At 73.1% G+C, this 20,487-nt stretch carries 19 protein-coding genes; 7 read left to right on the forward strand and 12 right to left on the reverse strand.

Features of this window, described 5'->3' with window-relative positions:
* Nucleotides 1-38: 38 nt before the first annotated feature.
* The 3 genes from IO33_RS0123225 to IO33_RS0123235 all read right to left on the reverse strand — a co-directional run bounded on the left by IO33_RS0123225 (nt 39) and on the right by IO33_RS0123235 (nt 2,558).
* Nucleotides 39-788, reverse strand: a complete 750-nt coding sequence (locus IO33_RS0123225) for a class I SAM-dependent methyltransferase (RefSeq protein WP_031168100.1) — start codon at nt 786-788, stop codon at nt 39-41.
* Nucleotides 789-793: 5 nt separating this feature from the next.
* A complete protein-coding gene (locus IO33_RS0123230) occupies nt 794-1,099 on the reverse strand; it encodes a 4a-hydroxytetrahydrobiopterin dehydratase (RefSeq protein ID WP_031168102.1) in 306 nt (101 codons plus the stop codon).
* Nucleotides 1,100-1,223: 124 nt separating this feature from the next.
* A complete protein-coding gene (locus IO33_RS0123235) occupies nt 1,224-2,558 on the reverse strand; it encodes an alpha/beta fold hydrolase (protein ID WP_031168104.1) in 1,335 nt (444 codons plus the stop codon).
* A 69-nt stretch (nt 2,559-2,627) separates the two neighbouring features.
* Here IO33_RS0123235 and IO33_RS0123240 point away from each other — a divergent pair, with 69 nt between their 5' ends.
* Nucleotides 2,628-3,245 (forward strand): TetR/AcrR family transcriptional regulator, encoded by a 618-nt coding sequence (locus IO33_RS0123240; protein WP_031168106.1) that lies wholly within the window; start codon nt 2,628-2,630, stop codon nt 3,243-3,245.
* 40 nt (nt 3,246-3,285) lie between these two features.
* Here the strand turns inward: IO33_RS0123240 and IO33_RS54120 are convergent, their stop codons facing one another.
* Complete coding sequence (locus tag IO33_RS54120) at nt 3,286-3,606, reverse strand: transposase (protein ID WP_425347973.1); 321 nt, start codon at nt 3,604-3,606, stop codon at nt 3,286-3,288.
* Nucleotides 3,607-3,740: 134 nt separating this feature from the next.
* A complete protein-coding gene (locus IO33_RS0123245; protein WP_031168108.1) occupies nt 3,741-4,811 on the reverse strand; it encodes an ADP-ribosylglycohydrolase family protein in 1,071 nt (356 codons plus the stop codon).
* 54 nt (nt 4,812-4,865) lie between these two features.
* Between IO33_RS0123245 and IO33_RS0123250 the strand changes: the two genes are divergently transcribed.
* Both IO33_RS0123250 and IO33_RS0123255 read left to right on the forward strand, forming a co-directional pair.
* Nucleotides 4,866-5,705, forward strand: a complete 840-nt coding sequence (locus IO33_RS0123250; protein ID WP_031168110.1) for a helix-turn-helix domain-containing protein — start codon at nt 4,866-4,868, stop codon at nt 5,703-5,705.
* Nucleotides 5,706-5,804: 99 nt separating this feature from the next.
* Entirely contained in the window at nt 5,805-6,668 is an 864-nt protein-coding gene (locus IO33_RS0123255) for a helix-turn-helix domain-containing protein (protein ID WP_031168112.1), read from the forward strand.
* A 7-nt stretch (nt 6,669-6,675) separates the two neighbouring features.
* Here the strand turns inward: IO33_RS0123255 and dnaK are convergent, their stop codons facing one another.
* From dnaK to IO33_RS52610, 3 genes are all read right to left on the reverse strand, one after another.
* Nucleotides 6,676-8,541, reverse strand: coding sequence for a molecular chaperone DnaK (gene dnaK / locus IO33_RS0123260; protein WP_031168114.1), 1,866 nt, complete (start codon nt 8,539-8,541; stop codon nt 6,676-6,678).
* 139 nt (nt 8,542-8,680) lie between these two features.
* The gene (locus IO33_RS0123265; protein WP_031168116.1) at nt 8,681-9,106 is read right to left on the reverse strand and encodes an OsmC family protein; all 426 of its coding nucleotides are present in this window, start codon (nt 9,104-9,106) and stop codon (nt 8,681-8,683) included.
* A gap of 146 nt (nt 9,107-9,252) precedes the next feature.
* On the reverse strand, nt 9,253-11,736 hold the full coding sequence (locus IO33_RS52610; protein ID WP_245235851.1) for a phage holin family protein: 2,484 nt from the start codon (nt 11,734-11,736) through the stop codon (nt 9,253-9,255).
* A gap of 166 nt (nt 11,737-11,902) precedes the next feature.
* Here IO33_RS52610 and IO33_RS0123275 point away from each other — a divergent pair, with 166 nt between their 5' ends.
* On the forward strand, nt 11,903-12,739 hold the full coding sequence (locus tag IO33_RS0123275) for an RNA methyltransferase (RefSeq protein ID WP_031168120.1): 837 nt from the start codon (nt 11,903-11,905) through the stop codon (nt 12,737-12,739).
* A 66-nt stretch (nt 12,740-12,805) separates the two neighbouring features.
* Here the strand turns inward: IO33_RS0123275 and IO33_RS0123280 are convergent, their stop codons facing one another.
* The gene (locus IO33_RS0123280) at nt 12,806-13,240 is read right to left on the reverse strand and encodes a hypothetical protein (RefSeq protein WP_051926908.1); all 435 of its coding nucleotides are present in this window, start codon (nt 13,238-13,240) and stop codon (nt 12,806-12,808) included.
* An 85-nt stretch (nt 13,241-13,325) separates the two neighbouring features.
* Here IO33_RS0123280 and IO33_RS0123285 point away from each other — a divergent pair, with 85 nt between their 5' ends.
* Together IO33_RS0123285 and IO33_RS0123290 are read left to right on the forward strand one after the other, a co-directional pair.
* Entirely contained in the window at nt 13,326-14,099 is a 774-nt protein-coding gene (locus IO33_RS0123285; RefSeq protein ID WP_031168124.1) for an MBL fold metallo-hydrolase, read from the forward strand.
* Nucleotides 14,096-14,707, forward strand: coding sequence for a DedA family protein (locus IO33_RS0123290; RefSeq protein WP_031168125.1), 612 nt, complete (start codon nt 14,096-14,098; stop codon nt 14,705-14,707). Before IO33_RS0123285 ends, IO33_RS0123290 begins: the two co-directional genes overlap by 4 nt.
* A gap of 15 nt (nt 14,708-14,722) precedes the next feature.
* On the opposite strand, the gene IO33_RS0123295 is transcribed toward IO33_RS0123290, so the two are convergent.
* From IO33_RS0123295 to IO33_RS0123305, 3 genes are all read right to left on the reverse strand, one after another.
* Nucleotides 14,723-15,970, reverse strand: a complete 1,248-nt coding sequence (locus IO33_RS0123295; RefSeq protein WP_245235852.1) for an MBL fold metallo-hydrolase — start codon at nt 15,968-15,970, stop codon at nt 14,723-14,725.
* Entirely contained in the window at nt 15,967-17,223 is a 1,257-nt protein-coding gene (locus IO33_RS0123300; protein WP_031168129.1) for an aminotransferase class I/II-fold pyridoxal phosphate-dependent enzyme, read from the reverse strand. The genes IO33_RS0123295 and IO33_RS0123300 overlap by 4 nt, the downstream gene beginning before the upstream one ends.
* Before the next feature lie 233 nt (nt 17,224-17,456).
* The gene (locus IO33_RS0123305) at nt 17,457-18,266 is read right to left on the reverse strand and encodes a hypothetical protein (RefSeq protein WP_031168131.1); all 810 of its coding nucleotides are present in this window, start codon (nt 18,264-18,266) and stop codon (nt 17,457-17,459) included.
* Between the two features lie 390 nt (nt 18,267-18,656).
* On the opposite strand from IO33_RS0123305, the gene IO33_RS0123310 reads away from it, so the two are divergent.
* Entirely contained in the window at nt 18,657-20,480 is a 1,824-nt protein-coding gene (locus IO33_RS0123310; protein WP_031168133.1) for a thiamine pyrophosphate-requiring protein, read from the forward strand.
* Nucleotides 20,481-20,487 lie beyond the last annotated feature (7 nt).

A 20,487-nucleotide genomic window follows, 5' to 3' on the forward strand; every position in this document is an offset into this window, starting at 1 on the left:
GGCGCCGTCGTGGCGTCCGCGGCGGCCGCGCCCGGTCCTCAGCCCGCCGTCGGCTTGCGGTAGGCGCGCAGCGCGAACACCGGGTCGGGGCGGGGGCGGTCCTGGTCCGGCAGGCGGGCCAGGCGGGCGGCGAAGTCCTCCGTGCGCGGCTCCCCGGGCGGGAGCCGGGTGAACCAGCCGCGGCGCAGGTCGGTGATGGTGGTGCGGGGGCTACGGCCCTGACCGATGCCGGGGAACGCGGTTCCGCCGGCCGGCCGCAGCCCGTGGCGTACGGCGTGCGCGGTGACGGTGGGGGCGGCGTCCTGGGCGGGGCGGCGCGGGCGGGTGGCGAGGACGGCGTCGACGTCACTGCCGACGTCGTGGGCCGCCGCCTTGTCGACGGTGGTGACGTACACCCCGCCGGGGCGCAGCACGCGGGCGCATTCGGCGACGATGGCCCGGACGTCCTCGGCGTCGTCGAGCAGGTGCAGCAGCCAGATGCTGGTGACGGCGTGGAAGGTGCCGGTGCGGAAGGGCAGTCGGCGGCTGTCGGCGCGTACGACCGCGCCCGGCAGCCGGGCCCCCGCCATGCGGACCATGGCGGGGGTGAGGTCCGCGCCCGTCACCCGCAACGCGGGGCGGTCGGCGGCCAGCCGACGGGTGACGATGCCGGTACCGCAGGCCACGTCGAGGAGGTGGCCCGGGCCGTCGGGGACGAGACCGAGGACCGCCTCGGTGGCCGCTGCGGCGCGGGCCTCGCCGCCCCGGGACGCGTCGTAGGCGTCGGCTTCCTTGTCGTAGTCGAGCACGTCCCTCAGTGTGCGCCGTGACCTGGGGCGATGTCCTCCACCCTGAGGGCGAGAGCGAAATCCTTCCCGGTGACGGCGCCGCCCGCGCTGTGGGTGTTCATGCTGAGGGAGACGGTGTTGTAGCCGAGGGTGAGATCGGAGTGGTGGTCCAGCTCGTCCTGGACGGCGGCGATGTGCATGACCAGCGCCGCCGCCGCGACATGTGAGCCCAGGCGGTAGGAGCGGGTGAGCCGGCCGGACTCCACCGACCAGCCGGGCAGCTCGGCGAGCCGGTCCTCGATCTCCTTCTGCGACAGCGGTTCGACGGCCATGGCCGGGGCTCCCTTCGAGGCGGCGGGAAGGAGGGGTACGGATTCAGCCTGCCACGCCGGCCGTGTGTGTACTCCGCCCGCGTGGTCCGCCTGCGCACGCCCCGGCGTCCCGCTCCGCACGTCTTCATTTGTGGTCGCGCAGGAAGGTAGGGATCTCGTCGGGGGTCGGGTAGTTCGGCAGGGGTCCTGGCTTGCCCTGAAGGAACGCGGTGATGACGGCGACGGCCCGGTCGTTGTTGTCGTCGAGGCCGTTCCACATGTGATGTCCGACTCCGGGCATGTACTGCGTGCGCTGGATGGCGGGGTCATCGGCGAGGACGGTGGTCTCCCATTGACGGACCTGGGAGGAGCACTCGGCGATCATCAGCATCGCGGGGGTCCGGGAGCGCCTCAGTTGCGGGGCGATGGAGGGCGAGTCCTTGACCGTCTGCTGGATGCGGAGGCTGGCGGCGGGGCTGAAGGAGAAGTTCTGTGCGGTGTCCTCGGCGGGGATGCGGCGCGCGTCGCGTGCGCAGTAGGCGGATGCGGTGTCGCTGCCGAGGTCTGCGGCGGTGAAGGCGTTGTCGCCTTCGGCCTGTCCGATCAGTCCGGTGTCGGGGGTGAGGAGTCCGAGTCGCATGAGGCCGAATGCCACGGCGTACCGGGGGGTGTGTGTCGATCGCGGTCCGGTGGGGGCCGGCGCGAGGCCGCGTGCGGATTTTCGGCCCTTGTGCCCGGCGATGTGCGCGGTGGGGCCGTCCATGGGGCCGGGCTCGGCGATGATCGCCCGGTGCAGGCGCGCGGCGACGCTCGGGTCGCCCAGGGCCCGGGTGAGCACGGCCCCGCCCGAGGAGAATCCGAGGATGTCGACCTTGCCTTTGTTCAGGCGGTCGATGAAGGCGGCGAGGTCGCCGACCGACCTGGAGATCGTGTACTGCCTCATGGGGAGCAGGTCGCTGCGTCCGCCGCCGGCCTGTTCGTAGGCGTAGACGTCGTGGCCCTCGCGGGCCAGGAGTTGCAGGAACCGGTGGTCGAGTACCGAGATGCCGCGGACCGGTCCGCCGTTGAGGTACACGAGCGGGACGGGATGCCGGGGGCTGGGGTGCGCGGGCGGGTAGTGGTACACCGCGACCCGGCTGCCCGTGGTCAGGCTCCAGTGCTGCGTGGTCACGAAGGGTGGCGCGGGCGGGTAGCGCCGGGCCGTCGGCACGGTCGGGATGCAGACCGACGCCGTCAACGCCGCCGCGACAGCCACCGGCAGGAACCGCACGAGCCGCGCCGGCCAAGTGCCGTGCCGGCCCCGCCACGTCGCGAGGACAGCCCCGACTCCAAGGGTCGTCAACCATGCGGCGAGCCCCGAGCCTGCCCCGTCCGTGAGGGCGATCAGTGCGAGAAAGACGACGACCAGCATCGCGACGGCGCCCAGGGCCAGCAGTAAGCGTCCGGTGAAGCGGACAAGACGTAGGGCGGACGTAGGCAAAGCGGACCTCCGATAGTTTCAGAACGGCGTTTCAAAACGACGTTATCAAACCGAGGTAGGCTGCTGGCCGTGGGTAGGCCGAGAACAAACGACGAGGCCGTCAAAGAGCGGCTTGTGAAGTGCGCGACCGAGATGCTTGCCACCCGTCCGCGGGAGTCGCTCACGGTCCGCGCCGTGGCCGCTGCTGCCGAGGCGTCGACGACGGCGGTGTATTCGTTGTTCGGCGGCAAGGACGGGCTGATCGGTGCGGTGCGCGACAGAGCCGTCTCAGGCCTGTTCCAGGACCTGTCGGCGGCGCAGACCTCCGCCGACCCTCTCGCCGACCTCTACGCGCTGGCCGTCGCCTACCGTCGTTGGGGGCGCGGGCACAGCCACCTGTACACGGTGCTGTTCGGCGGTGTGCAGCCCTTCGACCCGTCGGGGGAGGTCGGTGCCGGTGACCCGGTCCGTCCGCTCCTCGCGGCGATCGATCGCGCGTTGGCGGCGTCCGTCCTCGTCGGCGATGCAACGTCGATCGCCCTGTCGATCTGGGCCACTCTGCACGGGCTGGTGACTCTCGAACTGGCTGGGGCCCTCGACGCCGCCACGGCCGAGGCCGCATTCCGACCGGCGATTCACGCCACGTTGCGCGGATGGGCAACCCCGGCGGTGTTCCGCAGCCTTCGCCAGGCCGAACTCGCTCATTGACAGAATCAGGGGCTGCCGCTGCTCGCAGGCGAGGTCAATCTCAGTTGTCCGGCCACCACGTGAACGCCCCAGACCGTGGTCGTCGGGCTCGGGACGGCTTCCTCCCGGCGGTTTCCTTCTGATGTTGCCCGCCACGCCGGGCACCGGCGGCGTGCTGGTGAGCGCGGCAGACCGTGGAGTCGACGTTCACCTCCCAGGTGATCACCCCGGCCGCGTCAGCACGTGCCTGAAGACCAGTCAGCACCTGTGCCCACACACCACTCCGCTGCCAGCGCCGGAAAAGCCCGTAGACCGTCTGCCACGGCCCATACTCCGGTGGAATGTCCGGCCACGGCGTCCCCTCGCCACACACCGGGATCATCACGGCACGGGGCGAGACGCAGGACCCACTTCTCAAACACGCCCCAGGCCGGTTGCGGGACGTGCTCCAGGTCGGTGTGTCCTTCGGTAGTCGGGTCAACACCCCGGTGTCAGCCGCCCGCACGCCCCGCCGTCTCAGCCGTGCGCGCACTCCGCCGCGAGGTCGTCGGCGAGGGCGGCGATCGTGGCCCGGCCCTCCACCTGCGCCACCCAGGCGTGCGGCAGTCCGGTGTCGCCGTACCGGGCGCCCAGCAGATTGCCGCAGATCGAGCCGGTGGAGTCGCTGTCGCCCGAGTGGTTGACGGCCAGCAGCAGGGCGCGTTCTACGGCGGGTTCGGCGAGCGCGCAGTAGACGCCGATGGCGAGGGCCTCCTCGGCGACCCAACCCGCGCCGAGGGACTCCACCTTCTCGGCCGTGGGCGCGCCGTCGGCGGCGAGGTCCAAGGCGGCGCGCAGGGCGGAGGTGGTCTCCGTGTGGCCGCGGTGCCGTTCCAGCAGCCGCAGCGTGCGCAGCACCGCGCCCTCCAGGGAGTCCCCGGCCACCAGGTGGGCCACGATCGCGGCGAGGGCGCCGGCCGCGTAGTAGCCGGTGGGGTGGCCGTGGGTGATCTGGGCGCCGCGCGCGGCCATGGCGAAGGCCGCGTCGGCAGGGGCGACCAGGCCGAAGGGCGCCGAGCGCATGACCGTGCCGCAGCCCTTGGAGTCGGGGTTGACCCGGCCCGGTGCGCCGTCGAGCGGGAGCGCCGGGTCGGGCGCGTACGACTGGGCGATGCCGGACAGGCAGGCGTTGCCGGGGGCGCGGCGGGCGTACAGCCAGGCCTCGGTGACCAGGCCGCCGGCCGGTGCGGCGGGCTGCTGCGGGGCCGGCCCGGACTGGGTCTCCAGCCAGCGCTCGTACGCCTGGCGCAGCAGCAGCGGCCAGGCGCCGCCGACGCCCTTCTCGCGCTCCCGTGCGTGCGCCTGGATCAGGGCCTCCACGGTGAACAGGGTCATCTGGGTGTCGTCGCTGATCAGACCGACCGCGCCGGACGCGTCGGGGACGAGGCCGGTGACGCCGCGCGCCCCGTGCGCGGCGCGGATGTGGTCCAGGGAGGAGAACTCCACGGTGTAGCCGAGGGCGTCACCGAGCGCGCCGCCGAGGAGACAGCCGCGGACCCGGGCCCGGTACACGGCCGCGGCCTGAAGGGACGGGGTCCGCCACGGCATCGGCCACGGCTCGTTCGTGCGCACCTGGACAACTCCTCGACTACGGTCGGACGTATGACCATTGTCGCTTCCGGCCCCGTCGCGTCCGCCACCGCCCCCGCCGCCTCCGACAAGGGCGTCGGCCCGCTGCTGCGGGCCTGGCGGGAGCGGCGCCGGGTCTCCCAGCTGGAGCTGGCGCTGCGCGCCGACTCCTCGGCCCGGCACATCAGTTTCATCGAGACCGGCCGTTCCCGGCCGAGCGAGGAGATGGTGCTGCGGCTCGCCGAGCACCTGGACGTGCCGGTGCGCGAACGCAACTCCCTGCTGCTGGCGGCCGGTTACGCGCCGCACTATCCCGAGACCCCGCTGGACGACCCGGCGCTGGACGCGTTGCGCGACGGCATGGAGCGTCTCATCCAGGGCTACGAGCCCTATCCGGCGCTGGTGGTCGACGCCGGCTACACGGTCGTCGCCGCGAACCGGGGCATCGCGATGCTCCTGGACGGCGTGCCGGAGAAGCTGCTGAGCCCGGCGCCGAACGCGATGCGGCTGACCCTGCACCCGGAGGGGATGGCGCCGCGCATCCGCAATCTGCGCGAGTGGCGCGGGCATCTGCTGGCGCAGATGGAGCGGCAGATCGCCCTGGAGCGCTCGGACCGGCTGCGCGCCCTGTACGAGGAGGTGGCGGCCTACCCGGTGCCGGAGGAGGACACGCCGGGCGGCGAACCGGACGAGTCCGTCGCGTACTTCGCGCTGCCGCTGCGCATCGAACTCGGCGGCCGGATCCTGTCGTTCGTGTCGTCGATCTCCACGTTCAACACGCCGATGGACGTCACGGTCGCCGAACTCGCCATCGAGACGTTCCTGCCGGCGGACCCGGCGACCGCCAAGTACCTGCACACGCTGGCCGGTTGACCCCTCCCGCACCGTCCGGATCCTTCTCGGACCGGTGTGCGAGAGGGGATCACATGGCAGACTGCCCGGGTACTTCGGCGCGTAAGGGGAGGGCGTGGCGTGAGTGAGCGGCGGGCTGCGCCCACCGTGGGCCAGGTGGTGCTCGGCAAACGGTTGCAGGAGCTGCGGGAGGCGGCCGGTCTGGGCCGCGAGGAGGCCGCCCGGGTGCTCAGGGTGGCGCCCGCGACCGTACGGCGGATGGAGATGGCCGAGGTCGCGCTGAAGATCCCGTACGTGCAGGTGCTGCTGGACACCTACGGGGTGGCCGAGGAGGAGGCCGCCGCGTTCGTGCGGCTGGCCGAGGAGGCGAACCAGCCGGGCTGGTGGCAGCGGTTCCACGACGTGCTCCCGGACTGGTTCAGCCTGTACGTCAGTCTGGAGGGCGCCGCCCGGATCATCCGCTCCTACGAGCCGCACTTCGTACCCGGTCTGCTGCAGACCGAGGACTACGCACGGGCGGTGCTGGAGGCCGGGACCATCGGGCAGAGCTCGCCGCAGACCGTGGAACGGCATGTGTCGCTGCGCATGGAACGGCAGCGGCTGCTGGAGCGGGAGGATCCGCCCCATCTGTGGGTGATCATGGACGAGACGGTGCTGCGGCGTCCGGTGAGCGGGCGCGGCGAGGTGATGCGGGCACAGCTGGACCGGCTGCTGGACTACGCCGAGCGGGACCGGGTCACGCTGCAGCTCGCCGAGTTCGCGGCGGGCCCGCATCCGGGGACGTACGCGCCGTTCACACTGTTCCGGTTCGCCGAACCGGAGCTGCCGGACATGGTGTTCACCGAGTACCTGACCGGCGCGCTCTACCTGGACTCCCGCCGCGAGGTCGCCGCGCATCTGGAGGTGCTGGACCACATGACGGCACGTGCCGCGTCGGCGCACCGCACCCGGACCCTGCTGCGGGAGTTCCGCAGGAGCCTGTGACCTCCCGTCAGGCCGCGCCGCCCTTGGCGTCCCTGTCCTCGTCCACGATCTCCGCGTCCACCACACCCTCCTCCTCGGGGGCGGAGGTCTGTTCCGTGCCCGTCTGGCCGCCTCCGGCGGCGGCGGCGCCCTCGTACATGGCCTGCCCCATCTTCTGGCTGACGGTGGCGAGTTTCTCCACCCCGGTGCGCAGGGCGGTGGTGTCGGCGTTCTGTTCCAGCAGCGCCTTCAGTTCCGCGACGGCCGCCTCGACCTCGCCGCGGGTGTCGGCGGGGACGCGGTCGTGGTTGTCACGGATGAACTTCTCGGTCTGGTAGACGAGTTGCTCGGCCTGGTTGCGGGTCTCGGCGGCCTCGCGGCGCTTGCGGTCCTCGTCGGCGTACCGTTCCGCGTCCCGCATCATGCGGTCGATGTCCTCCTTGGCGAGGGCGGAGCCGCCGGTGACGGTCATCTTCTGCTCGCGGCCCGTGGCCAGGTCCTTCGCCGAGACGTGCATGATCCCGTTGGCGTCGATGTCGAAGGCCACCTCGATCTGCGGGATGCCACGCGGGGCGGGCGGCAGCCCGGTGAGGTCGAAGACACCGAGCTTCTTGTTGTAGGCGGCGATCTCGCGTTCGCCCTGGTAGACCTGGATGCCGACCGAGGGCTGGTTGTCGGTGGCGGTGGTGAAGATCTCCGAACGGCGGGTGGGGATCGTGGTGTTGCGTTCGATCAGCCTGGTCATGATGCCGCCCTTGGTCTCGATGCCGAGGGACAGCGGGGTCACGTCGAGGAGGAGCACGTCCTTGACGTCGCCGCGCAGGACGCCGGCCTGGAGGGCGGCGCCGACGGCGACCACCTCGTCGGGGTTGACGCCCTTGTGCGGGTCCTTGCCGGTGAGGTCACGGACCAGGTCGGTGACGGCCGGCATCCGGGTGGAGCCGCCGACGAGGATGACGTGGTCGATCGCGGACAGCTCGATCCCGGCGTCCTGGACGGCCTGGTGGAAGGGCTTCCTGCACCGGTCGAGCAGGTCCGCGGTCAGCTCCTGGAACTGGGCCCGGGTCAGTTTCTCGTCCAGGTGCAGCGGGCCCTCGGCGGATGCGGTGATGTAGGGGAGGTTGACCGAGGTCTCCGAGGACGAGGACAGCTCGATCTTGGCCTTCTCGGCGGCCTCGCGCAGCCGCTGCACCGCCATCTTGTCGGCGGCGAGGTCGATGCCGTGACTCCCCTTGAACCGCTTCACCAGGTGCTCGACGATCCGCTGGTCCCAGTCGTCGCCGCCGAGGCGGGTGTCGCCGTTGGTGGCCTTCACCTCGATGACGCCGTCGCCGATCTCCAGCAGGGACACGTCGAAGGTGCCGCCGCCGAGGTCGAAGACCAGCACGGTCTGTTCCTCGCCGCGGTCCAGGCCGTAGGCGAGGGCGGCGGCGGTCGGCTCGTTGATGATCCTCAGCACCTTCAGGCCCGCGATCTCACCGGCCTCCTTGGTGGCCTGCCGCTGGGTGTCGTCGAAGTACGCCGGTACGGTGACCACCGCGTCCGTGACGTCCTCGCCCAGGTAGGCCTCGGCGTCCCGCTTCAGTTTCTGCAGCACCCGCGCGGACAGCTCCTGCGCGCGCAGGCGGGTGCCGTCGATCGAGCCCTCCTCCGGGAAGCGCCAGCCCGCGTCGCCCATGTGGCGTTTCACCGAGCGGGCGGTGCGCTCCACATTGGTCACGGCCTGCCGTTTGGCGACCTCCCCGACCAGCACCTCGCCGTTCTTCGCGAACGCCACCACGGACGGTGTCGTCCGCGCACCCTCCGCGTTGGTGACGACGGTGGGCTCGCCGCCCTCCAGGACGGCCACCACCGAGTTCGTCGTCCCGAGATCGATCCCGACCGCACGTGTCATGGTCCGTCCCCTTCCGCCCGGGCACCTGCCGCTCTCCCAGCACATGACGTGCCTGCGACGCTGTCAATGCCCGGGTTCCCCGGGAACGGCGATGCCGCGCCCCTGAAACGGGACGCGGCATCCGGGGTCGTACGAGCCCTCAGGCCAGCTCGGCCGTCAGGGTGATGGTCGTACCGGTCAGGGCCTGGCTGACCGGGCAGTTCTTCTTGGCGTCCTCGGCGGCCGAGGCGAACCCCTCGGCGTCCAGACCCGGCACCTCGCCGCGCACGGTGAGGTGGATGCCGGTGATGCCCTCGCCCGGCTGGAAGGTCACGTCGGCGTTGGTCTCCAGCCGGGTGGGCGGGGTGCCGGCACCGGCCAGGGCGTGCGAGAGGGCCATGGAGAAGCAGCTGGAGTGAGCACCGGCGATCAGCTCCTCGGGGCTGGTCTTCCCGTTCGCGTCCTGGGAGCGCGAGGCCCAGGTGACCGGCTGCTCGCCGATGCCGGAGGAGTCGAAGGTGACGACGCCGTTGCCCTCGAGAAGGTTGCCTTCCCAGACCGTGTGCGCGGTGCGCGTGGTGGCCACGATGATTCCTTTCCGTCGGATCCCGTTACGGGGGCTTTCCGTACCCCTATCCGATCACATCCGGGCTCCTCGCACTCCGAAGACCGGCCCACGCGGGGTGAACGGGAGGTGACTTCCCGCAGGGGGCGGGTGGGCGCGGCCGGGTTTCAGGCGGCCCGCTCGTCCTCGGTGGCCCCGGCGTCCTTGGCGGCTTCCGGGTCCTTGGCCGCCTCGGGGTCTTTGGCGGCCTGCGTGGCCTGGGTGTTCTCGGTGGCCGTGGTGTCCTCGGTGAGGGGGATCTGGGGGCCGTTCAGCTCGTCCAGCCAGCGGCGCAGTACCCGGTGGACGTGCCCGGCGCCGCACAGTTCCCCGTCGTCGACCGGGGCGGACAGCTCCAGCGGCGAGAGCAGGAACGGGTGGGACTGGGCGCCGCCGAGACCGCCGTGCGAGCCGATCTGCTCCTCGAAGGCGAGGACCTCGCCGTCGGCGGGGTCGAAGGCGGAGTTCACCATGATGTCGGCGGTGTGCGGGAAGGAGTGGGTACGGCGGACCGAGTCGGCGGCGCCGGGGCCGAAGCGGGCCAGCGGGCCGGGCTCCTCGTCGAGCCGGGCGAGCGGGATCTCGGCGCCGTGGGCCCCCAGCACCACCCCGCCGTGCTCCTCGCCGCGCACCAGCAGGAAGCCGATGCCGGGATGGTTGGCGAGGGTGGTGAGCAGGGCGGGGTGGCGGGCGTCGATCTCCTCCTTGGTCATGCGGTGGGGCACGTCCGGGAAGGAGACCAGGCCGAGGTTGCCGGATGCCAGCACGATCGGCTCGGAGCCGGGGGCAGGACGGTGCCGCTCGTTCTCCTCCTCCACGGGCCGGCGCAGCGCGGCACGGACGGCGGCGCGGGCCTCGGCGCCGCTGTGCGTGCGGTCGGCGCGGCGCGGCACATGCAGTCCACAGCCGGCCCGGACGAGATCGCCGAGCGTGAGGCCGTAGCGGGAGCGGAAGGTCTCGCCGGGGCTCTGGCCGTGGTCGGAGAGGACGACGAGGTGGTACGGGCGGGGAGCGTGCTCGGCGACCCGCTGCAGCAGGGCGAGGGAGCGGTCGAGGCGCTGCAGGACCTTTTCGGCGTCCCGGCTGCACGGCCCGGAGTGGTGGGCGACCTCGTCGTAGGCGACGAGGTCGGCGTAGACGGCGGTGCGGCCGGCGAGCATGTCCCCCATCACCGCGGCGACGACGACATCCCGTTCCACGACGGTGGCGAAGGCGCGGACCAGCGGATACAGGCCGCCGCGGCTCACCCGGGGGCGCTGCCTGCGGAGCCGGGCCCGGGCGGACTGGCCGATCTCGCGGGCCACCTCGGCGACGAAGGACAAGGCGGTGCGGACGGCGTTGGCGGGGTCGGAGAAGTAGGCGAAGTACCCGGCGCGGGAACGGTTCTCCCGGCTGCGGCGGCGGGCCGCGATCGACAGGACGAGCGCCTGCTCGCCGGCGCCGCCGCTGAACAGGTTGCCGCGGCTGGCGCCGTCCACGGTGAGCAGTCCACCGTCGCCGGTATGCAGCATGGCGCGGCGCTGCAGTTCGGCGGCGCTCGTCGGCCGGTTGCACACCATCACCTCCCCGCGGTCCTTCTCGTACCAGCGGAAGGCGGGCACGTCGAAGGTGCTGCCGTGGAGGATGCCGAGCTGGCTGGCGCCGGTCTGGCTGGACCAGTCGGTGCGCCACGGGGTGAGGCGGTGGGTCGGCCGTGGACCGTCGCCGGTCGGCTGTATGCCGTCAGCGGTCGGCCGTGGACTGTCCCGGGTCGGCTGCAGGCCGTCCGCCCTCACCCGGATGCGGTCGGTCGTCTGCGACTCGGCGCCCGTCGGCTGTACGCGATCGACGGTCTGCGGCGCGTCGCTCGGCTGTATGCGGTCCGCCGCTCGTGGCCCGTCGTCCGCCGGCTGTATGCAGTCGACCGTCTGCCGGTCGTTGTCCGCCGGCTGCACACGGTCCACCGCCTGCCGGTCGTCGCCCGACGGCTGCACACGGTCCACGGTCTGCCGGTCATCGTCGCCCGCCGACTGCATACCGTCGCCCGTCGCCAGCCAGCGGGCGACCGTGGGCATCAGGCCCTTGCGCACCGCGTCCGTGAGGACGTCGTGGCCGACGCCGTCGAGCTGCACGAAGACGAGGCCGGGGGTGGTGGGGCAGGGCGGGTCGGATCTGCGGCGGCGTGCGGCGAGACGGTGCAGGCGGCGCCGGTAGGTCTCGTCGTCGCGGACGGCGAGGGCCGCGCCGGTGGCGGAGGCGACGGCGGACATCACCGCCGCCACGATGACGGCGGTCTCCGGGGCTGCCTCCCCGTGTCCGGAGGGGTTGATGCGCAGGGCGAGCAGCAGTAGGGAGCCGTTGAGGAAGAAGACCAGCAGGCCCAGCACGAGCGCGGGGACGAGCAGCAGGAGCCGGACCAGGAGGGGCCAGGCGACGGCCGACAGCACACCGAAGGCGCCGGCGCCGCAGGCGGCGGTGACGGCGATCCGGGTGGCGCTGTCGCCGTCGGCGGACTGGAGCCGGAAGTCGGGCAGGAGCACGGCGAGGACCAGCATGGTGAGGGTGGAGGCCGCCCAGACGACGACGCTTCGCCCGATCTGACTGGCGACCCGTCGCCACCGCACCCCTCGCACGCCCTGTACCCCTCACGTCCGGGCCCATACGTCTTCCGGGCCTCGCTCCACCTTGTCACACGGGCTGCGGCGCACAGCGGGAAGCGGTGCTCGGTACCACCGCCTTCCCAACCCCTCCTAGGCTGGCGCGGATACAGCATCGATACTGGCTCAGCTTGGAGAACACGTGCCGCCGGTCCAGCGCATCACCTCACGCAACGCCCGCTTTCAGCAGTGGGAGTCGCTGCTGAACAACCGCAACAAGCGCACGCGAGCGCGCGAGTTCCTGGTGCAGGGTGTTCGCCCCATCTCGATGGCGGTCCGGTACGGCTGGCCCGTCAAGGCGCTGCTGTACGACGCCGGGCGGACGTTGTCGCAGTGGGCGGAGGATCTGCTGCGGACCGTCGACGCCGAGCGGGTCGCCATGGCGCCGGACATGCTGGCGGACCTCGGGGAGAAGAACGAGAGCGCGCCGGAGCTCGTCGCCGTCATCGAGATGCCGGCCGACGACCTCGGCCGGTTCAGCGCCGACGGCGACTTCCTGGGCGTTCTGTTCGACCGGCCGACCAGTCCGGGGAACATCGGCAGCATCATCCGGTCAGCGGACGCCTTCGGGGCGCACGGGCTCATCGTGTCGGGGCACGCGGCCGATGTGTACGACCCCAAGTCGGTGCGGGCGAGCACCGGTTCGCTGTTCGCCGTGCCCGCGGTGCGGGTTCCCTCGCCCGGCGGGGTGATGGCCTGGGTCGAGGCGGAGCGGGCCCAGGGGCGGTCGATCGTCCTGGTCGGTACCGACGAGAAGGGGGACTGTGATGTCTTCGACTTCGACTTCACGCAGCCGGTGTTGCTGCTGGTGGGCAACGAGACGTCCGGGCTGAGCAGCGCCTGGCGGGGCCTGTGCGACCACACGGTCAGCATTCCGATGACGGGGTCGGCGAGTTCGCTGAACGCCGCGAACGCCGCGACGGCCGTGCTGTACGAGGCTTCCCGGCAGCGGATCGCGGCGCGGAGGCGTCCGGCCTGATCGTCACGCGCGGCAGATGTGCGGGGGTCACCGCCTCCAGCCGCGGTGACGGTGGCGGTGGCGGGGCTAGCGGCCGTCGTAGCCGGCTGTGGGCATGGAGAGCCGGCGGTGTACGCGGGCTTTCATCTGCGCGTCGTAGGACGGCTCGGCGCGCCCGACGGTCTCCACGCGTACGCCGCGTCGGACGCATTCGGCGGTGAACGCCTCGACCGAGGACACGGCGCGGCGGAGCACGCGCAGGCTGGGCGCGACGAAGACGTCCACGCCGGGCCGGACTCCGTCCCACAGGGCGCAGTGGTCGAAGCGCAGTCCGCCGACGAGGAGTTCCCGGGCGATGACGTAACCGCGTTCGGCGGCCCAGCGGGCGCACATGGCGTGCTGGCTGCGGGAGTCGACGAGGAAGGGATCCGCCTCCAGTTCTTCCAGGGGGGTCAGGCTCGCGATGGCGGTGACCCGCACCACCGCCGCGAGCGCGTCGGGAGAACCCCGCAGCTGTCCCATGGCGTCCCCCCTCACCTCCGGGTTTCGCCGCTGACCCTACTCCTGCCCGTAGGCTTCGGGGAGTCGCGTGAAGGAGGCGAAGAAGGTGCCGGTGGAGATCACCTGGTGGGGTCACGCCACCTGCACGGTCCGGGACGCGAACATACGGGTGCTGACCGATCCGCTGTTCGCCCGCCGGCTGGCGCATCTGCGGCGGCGCCGGGGTGTGCTGCCGCCGGCCGAGGCCCGTCGCGCGGACGCGGTGCTCGTCTCGCATCTGCACGCCGACCACCTGCATCTGCCCTCGCTGGCGGGCCTCGCCCCGGGCACGCGCCTGCTCGTGCCACGGGGCGCACCACGGGCGGTACCCGGCTTGCGCCGGCTGCGGCAGCTGCGCGTGACGGAGGTGGCGCCCGGGGACGAGGTGCGGATCGGTGAGCTGCTGGTGCGGGTGGTGCCGGCGCTGCACGACGGGCGGCGGCTGCCGGTGGGGCCGCGGCGTTCGCCCGCGCTCGGCTATGTCGTGGAGGGTGAGGCGCGGACGTATTTCGCCGGGGACACCGGGCTGTTCGACGCGATGGCCGAGCGGGTGGGCCCGGTGGACGTGGCGCTGCTGCCGGTGGGCGGCTGGGGGCCGTATCTCGGTGCGGGGCATCTGGACGCGGGGCGGGCGGCGCGGGCGCTGGCGCGGCTGGCGCCGCGGGCGGCGGTGCCGGTGCACTACGGGACGTACTGGCCGATCGGGATGGACGCGGTGCGGCCGCACGAGTTCCATGCGCCGGGTGACGAGTTCGTGCGGCTGGCGGCCGAGGCGGCGCCGGGGGTGGCGGTGCACAAGCTGGGGCACGGGGAGCGGGTGCGGCTGGAGGTCGCGCGGTGACGTGGCTGGCTGCCGCGTCGACGGCCGTCGCGCCCGAGTCGACGCAGCAGGCGATCGGGTATCCGATGCTGTTTCTGCTGGTGTGCCTGGGGGCGTTGGTGCCGGTCGTGCCGACGGGGGCGCTGGTGAGTTCGGCGGCGGTGGTGGGGTTCCATCAGACGGCGCCGTTCTCGTTGGCGCTGGTGTTCGTGACGGCTTCTTCGGCCGCGTTCCTCGGGGACATCGCCCTCTACTGGCTGGGGCGGCGCGGGATGGGTTCGAAGAACGGGTCGCGGTGGCTGGCGGCGATCCGGTCGCGCGCGCCCGAGGAGCGGCTGGCGCAGGCGCGGGGGAAGCTGGCCGAGCACGGGGTCGCGGTGCTGGTGCTGTCCCGGCTGGTTCCTGCGGGGCGGATACCGGTGATGCTGGCCTGTCTGATGGCGGAGTGGCCGCTGCGGCGGTTCGTGCGGGGGAACCTGCCGGCCTGCCTCGCGTGGGCGGTCACGTATCAGGTGATCGGCATCCTTGGGGGTTCGTTGTTCGAGGAGCCGTGGGAGGGTGTCGTCGTGGCGGTTGCGCTGACCGTGGTGATCAGTGCGGCGCCGGGGGTGGTGCGGCGGTTTCGGTAGCGCCGTGGGGGCGCCTCACTCCAGCACCTTCGAGGCTCCCACCGGCAGATCCCACAGGTCCGCCCGCTCCAGCCCCTCCTTCTCCCAGGCCGCCCGCACTCTGGTCAGCGGTTCGAGGACCGGCTCGGCCGAGAGGACGAAGGTGCCCCAGTGCATGGGGGCCATCCGGCGGGCGCCTACGTCCAGGGTGGCCCGGACGGCCTCCTCGGGGTCGCAGTGGACGTCGCGGAGCCACCAGCGGGGGTCGTAGGCGCCGATGGGCATGAGGGCGAGGTCGATGCCGGGGTAGCGGCGGCCGATGCGGGAGAACCAGTGGCCGTAGCCGGTGTCGCCGGCGAAGTAGAGGCGCTGTCCGGCGGTGTCGGTGAGGATCCAGCCGCCCCAGAGGCTGTGGCAGGTGTCCCTGAGGGTGCGCTTGGACCAGTGGTGGGCGGGGACGAAGTCGAAGCGGACGCCGGCGAGTTCGGCGCCCTCCCACCAGTCCAGCTCGGTGACGCAGGTGAAGCGGCGGCGGCGGAACCAGCGGGCGAGGCCGGCCGGTACGAACACCGGTGTGGCGCGCGGGAGTTGCCGCAGGGTGGGGGCGTCGAGGTGGTCGTAGTGGTTGTGGCTGATGACGACGGCGTCGATACGCGGCAGGCTCTCCCAGGGGACGCCGACGGGGGTGATGCGGGCGGGTGTGCCGAGGATCCGGCGGGACCAGACGGGGTCGGTGAGGACGGTCAGGCCGCCGATCCGGACGATCCAGCTGGCGTGTCCGGCCCAGGTGACGGCGAGGGTGCGGGTGTCGACACGGGGCAGCGGGGCGGGTGCGCAGGGGAGCCGGGAGATGTCGGTGAGGCCTTCGGGGCCGGGGCGTACGGCGCCTTCGCGGGCGAAGCGGGCGAGGGCCTTGAGGCCGGGGAGGGGGGCGGTGAGCCGGTCGTGGAAGGTGCGGGGCCACACGCGGTGTTCGCCGAGGGGGCGGGGCTCGGCCAGCGGTGGGAACGGGGGTGCTGCGGGGCCGGGCCTGCGGGCGTCTCGGCCGGGCGCGGGCTTCGTGATCGGGGCCGGTGCGGCCGTCGCGGTGGGCACGTTCGTCGTGACCGCCGTAGCTGTCGTGACCGCCGTAGCTGTCGTGACCGCCGTGGCCGCCGTAGCCGTCGTGGTCGTCGCGACCGATCCCGGCCCGTGCGGCGCAGGGCCATACCTCTCGGCCTCCGTCGTGGGGGGCTCGGTCGTCTCCGGATCATGCGTCTCGGGCTCATGCGTCTGCTGCGTCATCGAGGAGGCTCCCATCGCTGGGCGTCGTCGCGGAGATCGTCGAGGAGCGCCGTCAATCCGATCAAAGCGCTGTGCACATGCGGCAGTTCCAACGGCGCGGGGGAGGCGAGGCATTCCGCGCGCTCCTCGTCCGTGCCGCCCAGCAGGGGGCCCGTGGCGAGTCGGACGCGCAGCGCACCGAGGTCGTCGCCGAAGCGGTGCCCCCCGGGGGCGGGCATGCCGAGGCGGGCGGTGAGGAGGTCCTCCAGCTCCTGGGCGTCACCGACGCCTTGTGCGGCGAGGGGTTCGCGCAGCGGGCCGAGGTCGGCGTACAGGTGGCGGCCGGCCTGCGGGGGCCGGGCGAGAGCGCCGGCGGCGACGACGGCGGCGTGCGCGGCGGCGGCCACGCACGCGTGCAGGCGTACGGCGGCCTCGCGGCGCTCGGTGACGGGCGGGGGTTCGTCGAGGGCGTAGCCGGCGGCTGCGGCGAGGGGAGCGGCCACGCGGGCGCCGAGCGCGGTGAGGATGTCGAGCACGCGCGCGTGGAGGTGGCGTCCGGGCTCGGTGGCCGGGAAGCGGGCGACGGCGGCGGGCCAGCCGGGCGGCAGCAGGGACCCGGCGAGGTCGGTGACGACGGTGACCAGGTCGGGCCGCATCTCGGCGGGGCTGAGCAGGACGTTCTCGTGGGGGCGGTGCACGGTGTCGCGCCAGGTCTCGTCGCTGACCAGGTGCAGTCCCTCGGCCGTGGCGGCCTCGACGGTCTCGTGGAGCAGTTCGGGCGGCGCGACGGTGGCGGTGGGGTCGTCGGCGACGGACAGGACGAGCAGCCGGGGGTCGCCGCCCTCGGTGCGGACCCGGCGGACGGTCTCCAGCAGGGCGTAGGGATCGGGGACGCCGCCGCTCTCGGCGGGTGTCGGCACGTGGTAGGCGGGCCGGCCGAGGACACGGGCGTACGGGGCCCACCAGGCGGCGCAGGGGCGCGGGACGAGGATGTCGGCGCCGTCCCCGGCGAGTGCGGCGGTGAGGGCGAGCAGCAGCGCGGGGGCGCCGGGGCCGGCGGCCACCTGGTCGGGGACGGTGGGCAGGCCGCGCCGGGTCCAGTAGCCGCAGGCCGCTTCGAGGAGGGCGGGGGCGCCGCCGACCGGCTGCGCGTCGGTGCGGCTCGCCGCGGCGGCGAGTACGGCGGTGAGTTCGGGGAGTACGGGCAGTCCGTCGCCGGGCAGGGGCGGGCCGTAGCGGACGGGGCCGTGCCCCTCGGGGTCGGTCCGCCGCATGTCCGCCTCCGCGCAGTCCGGGTGCCGGGTGCCGCCCGGTCGGCCGCCGTGCGAGTCGGCCGCCGTGCGGCCGGGGCGGGCTGTGTCGTCGTGGGCTGCTGTGTGGTGTGGGTCCGTGGCCGGTGGTGTCGGTGGCCGGTGGTGTCGGTGGGTGGGGGGCCGCTTGCCGGTGTCCTTGTGAGGGTGTGTACCCGCCGGACGGCCGTCCATGGGGGTGAAGACCGTTGCCCCGGTCACACGTCCGTGGGCCGGTCTTCGGGGGCGCGCCGGCGGCCGTACAGCCGGTAGCCGGCACCGCCGCAGGCCACGGCGACGAAGGCGGCACCGCCGGCGAGGGCAGGGACCGAGTCGGTGAAGGTGCCTCCCTGGCCGGCCTCGACTCCGTGCTGCACGGTGGCCGGGTCGCATCCGTCGCTCTGATGGCCCTGCCGGTCGCCGGAGCCGCCGCAGCCGGGGCCGTCGTCGGAGCAGTCCGCCCCACCGGTGCACTCGCGGCCGTCGTCCTGGCACCGGCCGCCGTCACGGCACGGGTTCCGGCCGGAGCAGGCCTCCCCCGCCTGGCAGCTCACGCCGCCCCCGCAGTCCTCCCCCGCCCTGCAGCCCGCACCACCGCCCTGGCAGTCCTCCCCGGCCCTGCAGCCCGCGCCCCCATCCCCATCCCCGCTCCCGCCCGCGCCCGCGCCCGCGCAGTCCTCCCCCGCCTTGCACCCGGTTCCGGCCGTACCCGGGCAGGCCTCCGGGCTGCGGCAGCCGCCGCCGTCCTCCTCGCAGGGCTCGTTCGCCCGGCACGCGGTGGCGCCGTCGTCGCAGGGTGCGGTGGCGGTCGCGCAGGTGAGGGACGCGCCGCACTGCTGGGGCGCGGCACACGGGCCGGTGCCGGTGTCGGGGACGGCGGTGTGGGGCGGGGACTCGGGGCCGGCGCTCTGGGTCGGGGCGCCGGTGCCGGGACCGGTCTCGGCGCCGGCGGGCGCGGCGGGACCGGCCAGGGCCAGCGCGGCGCCGGCTATGAAGGCTATGGACAGGGCGCGGGCGGTGCGGCGCATGGGGCGAACTCCTCGGCGGGCACGGCGGGGCGGTCGGCGGCGGCGGTGCACCGGACACCGGTACGGCAGGGCACCGGGCACCGGTACGGCAGTACGTCCAGCACCGGTACCGCAGCGGTACGCGGGCACCGGTACCTCGGTACGGCCGGTACCGGTACGGCACCCGGGCACGGGGCGTGCCCTCGCTGCCATCACAGCCCCGCCGGCGCCGTGGCGCGCGCGGCCGGCCCCCATTCGCGGGACAGGGTGGGCCGGCCGGGTGACAGCCGGCGCCCGCCGGTCCCGTGCCCGCGCTCCGGCGGGGTTTCCGAGGTTTTCCGTCCCGTGCGCAGGTGACTCGGTATCTGCTGACCGGATCGTCCGCCTCGCACCTCACCGGGAGGTTCCTCCATGAGCACCAAGGTCTCCGACCACATCCTCGAGCGCCTGCGCGCTTGGGGTGTGGAACAGGTCTTCGGCTATCCGGGCGACGGCATCAACGGACTGCTCGCCGCCTGGGGCCGCGCCGAGGACCGGCCGCGGTTCATCCAGTCCCGGCACGAGGAGATGTCCGCGTTCGAGGCAGTCGGGTTCGCGAAGTTCAGCGGCCGCATCGGGGTGTGCGCGGCGACGTCGGGACCGGGCGCCATCCATCTGCTCAACGGCCTGTACGACGCCAAGCTGGACCATGTGCCGGTGCTGGCGATCGTCGGCCAGACCAACCGGACCGCGATGGGCGGCTCCTACCAGCAGGAAGTCGATCTGCACACGCTGTACAAGGACGTCGCCTCGGACTTCGTGGAGACGGTGACGGTGCCCGAGCAGCTGCCGAACGTGCTGGACCGGGCGATCCGTACCGCGTACGCCCGCCGCTCCCCGACGGCGCTGATCATTCCGGCCGATGTGCAGGAGCTGGACTACTCGCCGCCGACGCACGAGTTCAAGATGGTGCCGTCGAGCCTGGGCATGAGCGACTACACGGCGACCCCGACGGACGAGGCGCTGCGCCGCGCGGCGGACGTGCTGAACGAGGGCGACAAGGTGGCGATCCTCGTCGGGCAGGGCGCGGCCGGTGCGGTCGCGGAGGTGCAGGAGATCGCCGAGCTGCTCGGTGCGGGAGTGGCGAAGGCGCTGCTCGGCAAGGACGTGCTCAGTGACGAGCTGCCGTACGTGACCGGGCCGATCGGGCTGCTGGGCAGCCGGCCGTCGTACGAGCTGATGCGGGACTGCGACACCCTGCTGACGATCGGGTCGTCGTTCCCGTACACGCAGTTCATGCCGGACTTCGGCAAGGCGCGCGGGGTGCAGATCGACATCGACCCGCACATGATCGGCATGCGCTTCCCGTACGAGGTGAACCTCGTCGGCGACGCGCAGGCGACGCTCGCGCGGCTGATCCCGTTGCTGCGCAGCGACCGGGGCGGGCGCGAGTGGCACGACACGGTGTGCGCGAACGTGAAGCGCTGGCACGAGACGATGGAGCGGCGGGCCGGGCTGTCGGCCGACCCGATCAACCCGGAGTACGTGGCCCGGGCGCTGGACCCGCTGCTGCCGGACAACGCGATCCTCACCTCGGACTCCGGTTCGGTCGCCAACTGGTACGCGCGGCACATCACGATGCGGCCGGGCATGCGCGGTTCGCTGTCCGGGACGCTGGCGACGATGGGGCCGGGGGTGCCGTACGCGATCGGTGCGAAGTTCGCGCATCCGGACCGGCCGGTGTTCGCGCTGGTCGGTGATGGCGCGATGCAGATGAACGGCCTCGCGGAGATGATCACGGCGGCGAAGTACCGGGACCGCTGGTCGGATCCGCGGCTGGTGGTGGGGGTGTGGAACAACCGGGACCTGAACCAGGTGACCTGGGAGATGCGGGCCATGGAGGGCGCGCCGTCGTTCCTGCCGTCGCAGGAGATCCCGGACGTGCAGTACGCGGCGTTCGCCCGTTCGCTGGGCCTGACGGGGATCCGGGTGGAGAAGCCCGAGGAGGTGGAGGCGGGCTGGCGGGCGGCCCTGGAGGCCGACGGGCCCGCGGTGATCGAGTTCCTCACCGACCCCGCCGTGCCGCCGATCCCGCCGCATGCCACCTGGGAGCAGATGGAGGCGACGGCCGCGTCGATCCTGAAGGGCGACGCCGACCGCGGCTCGATGATCCGGCAGGGGCTGAAGGCGAAGGTGCAGGAGTTCCTGCCCGGCGGCAAGGACGGCAAGAACGGCAAGCACAAGGACAAGCGCTAGCTCCCTG

Origin of the sequence: Streptomyces durhamensis, from assembly GCF_000725475.1 — a bacterium.
Classification (GTDB): Bacteria; Actinomycetota; Actinomycetes; order Streptomycetales; family Streptomycetaceae; genus Streptomyces; species Streptomyces filipinensis.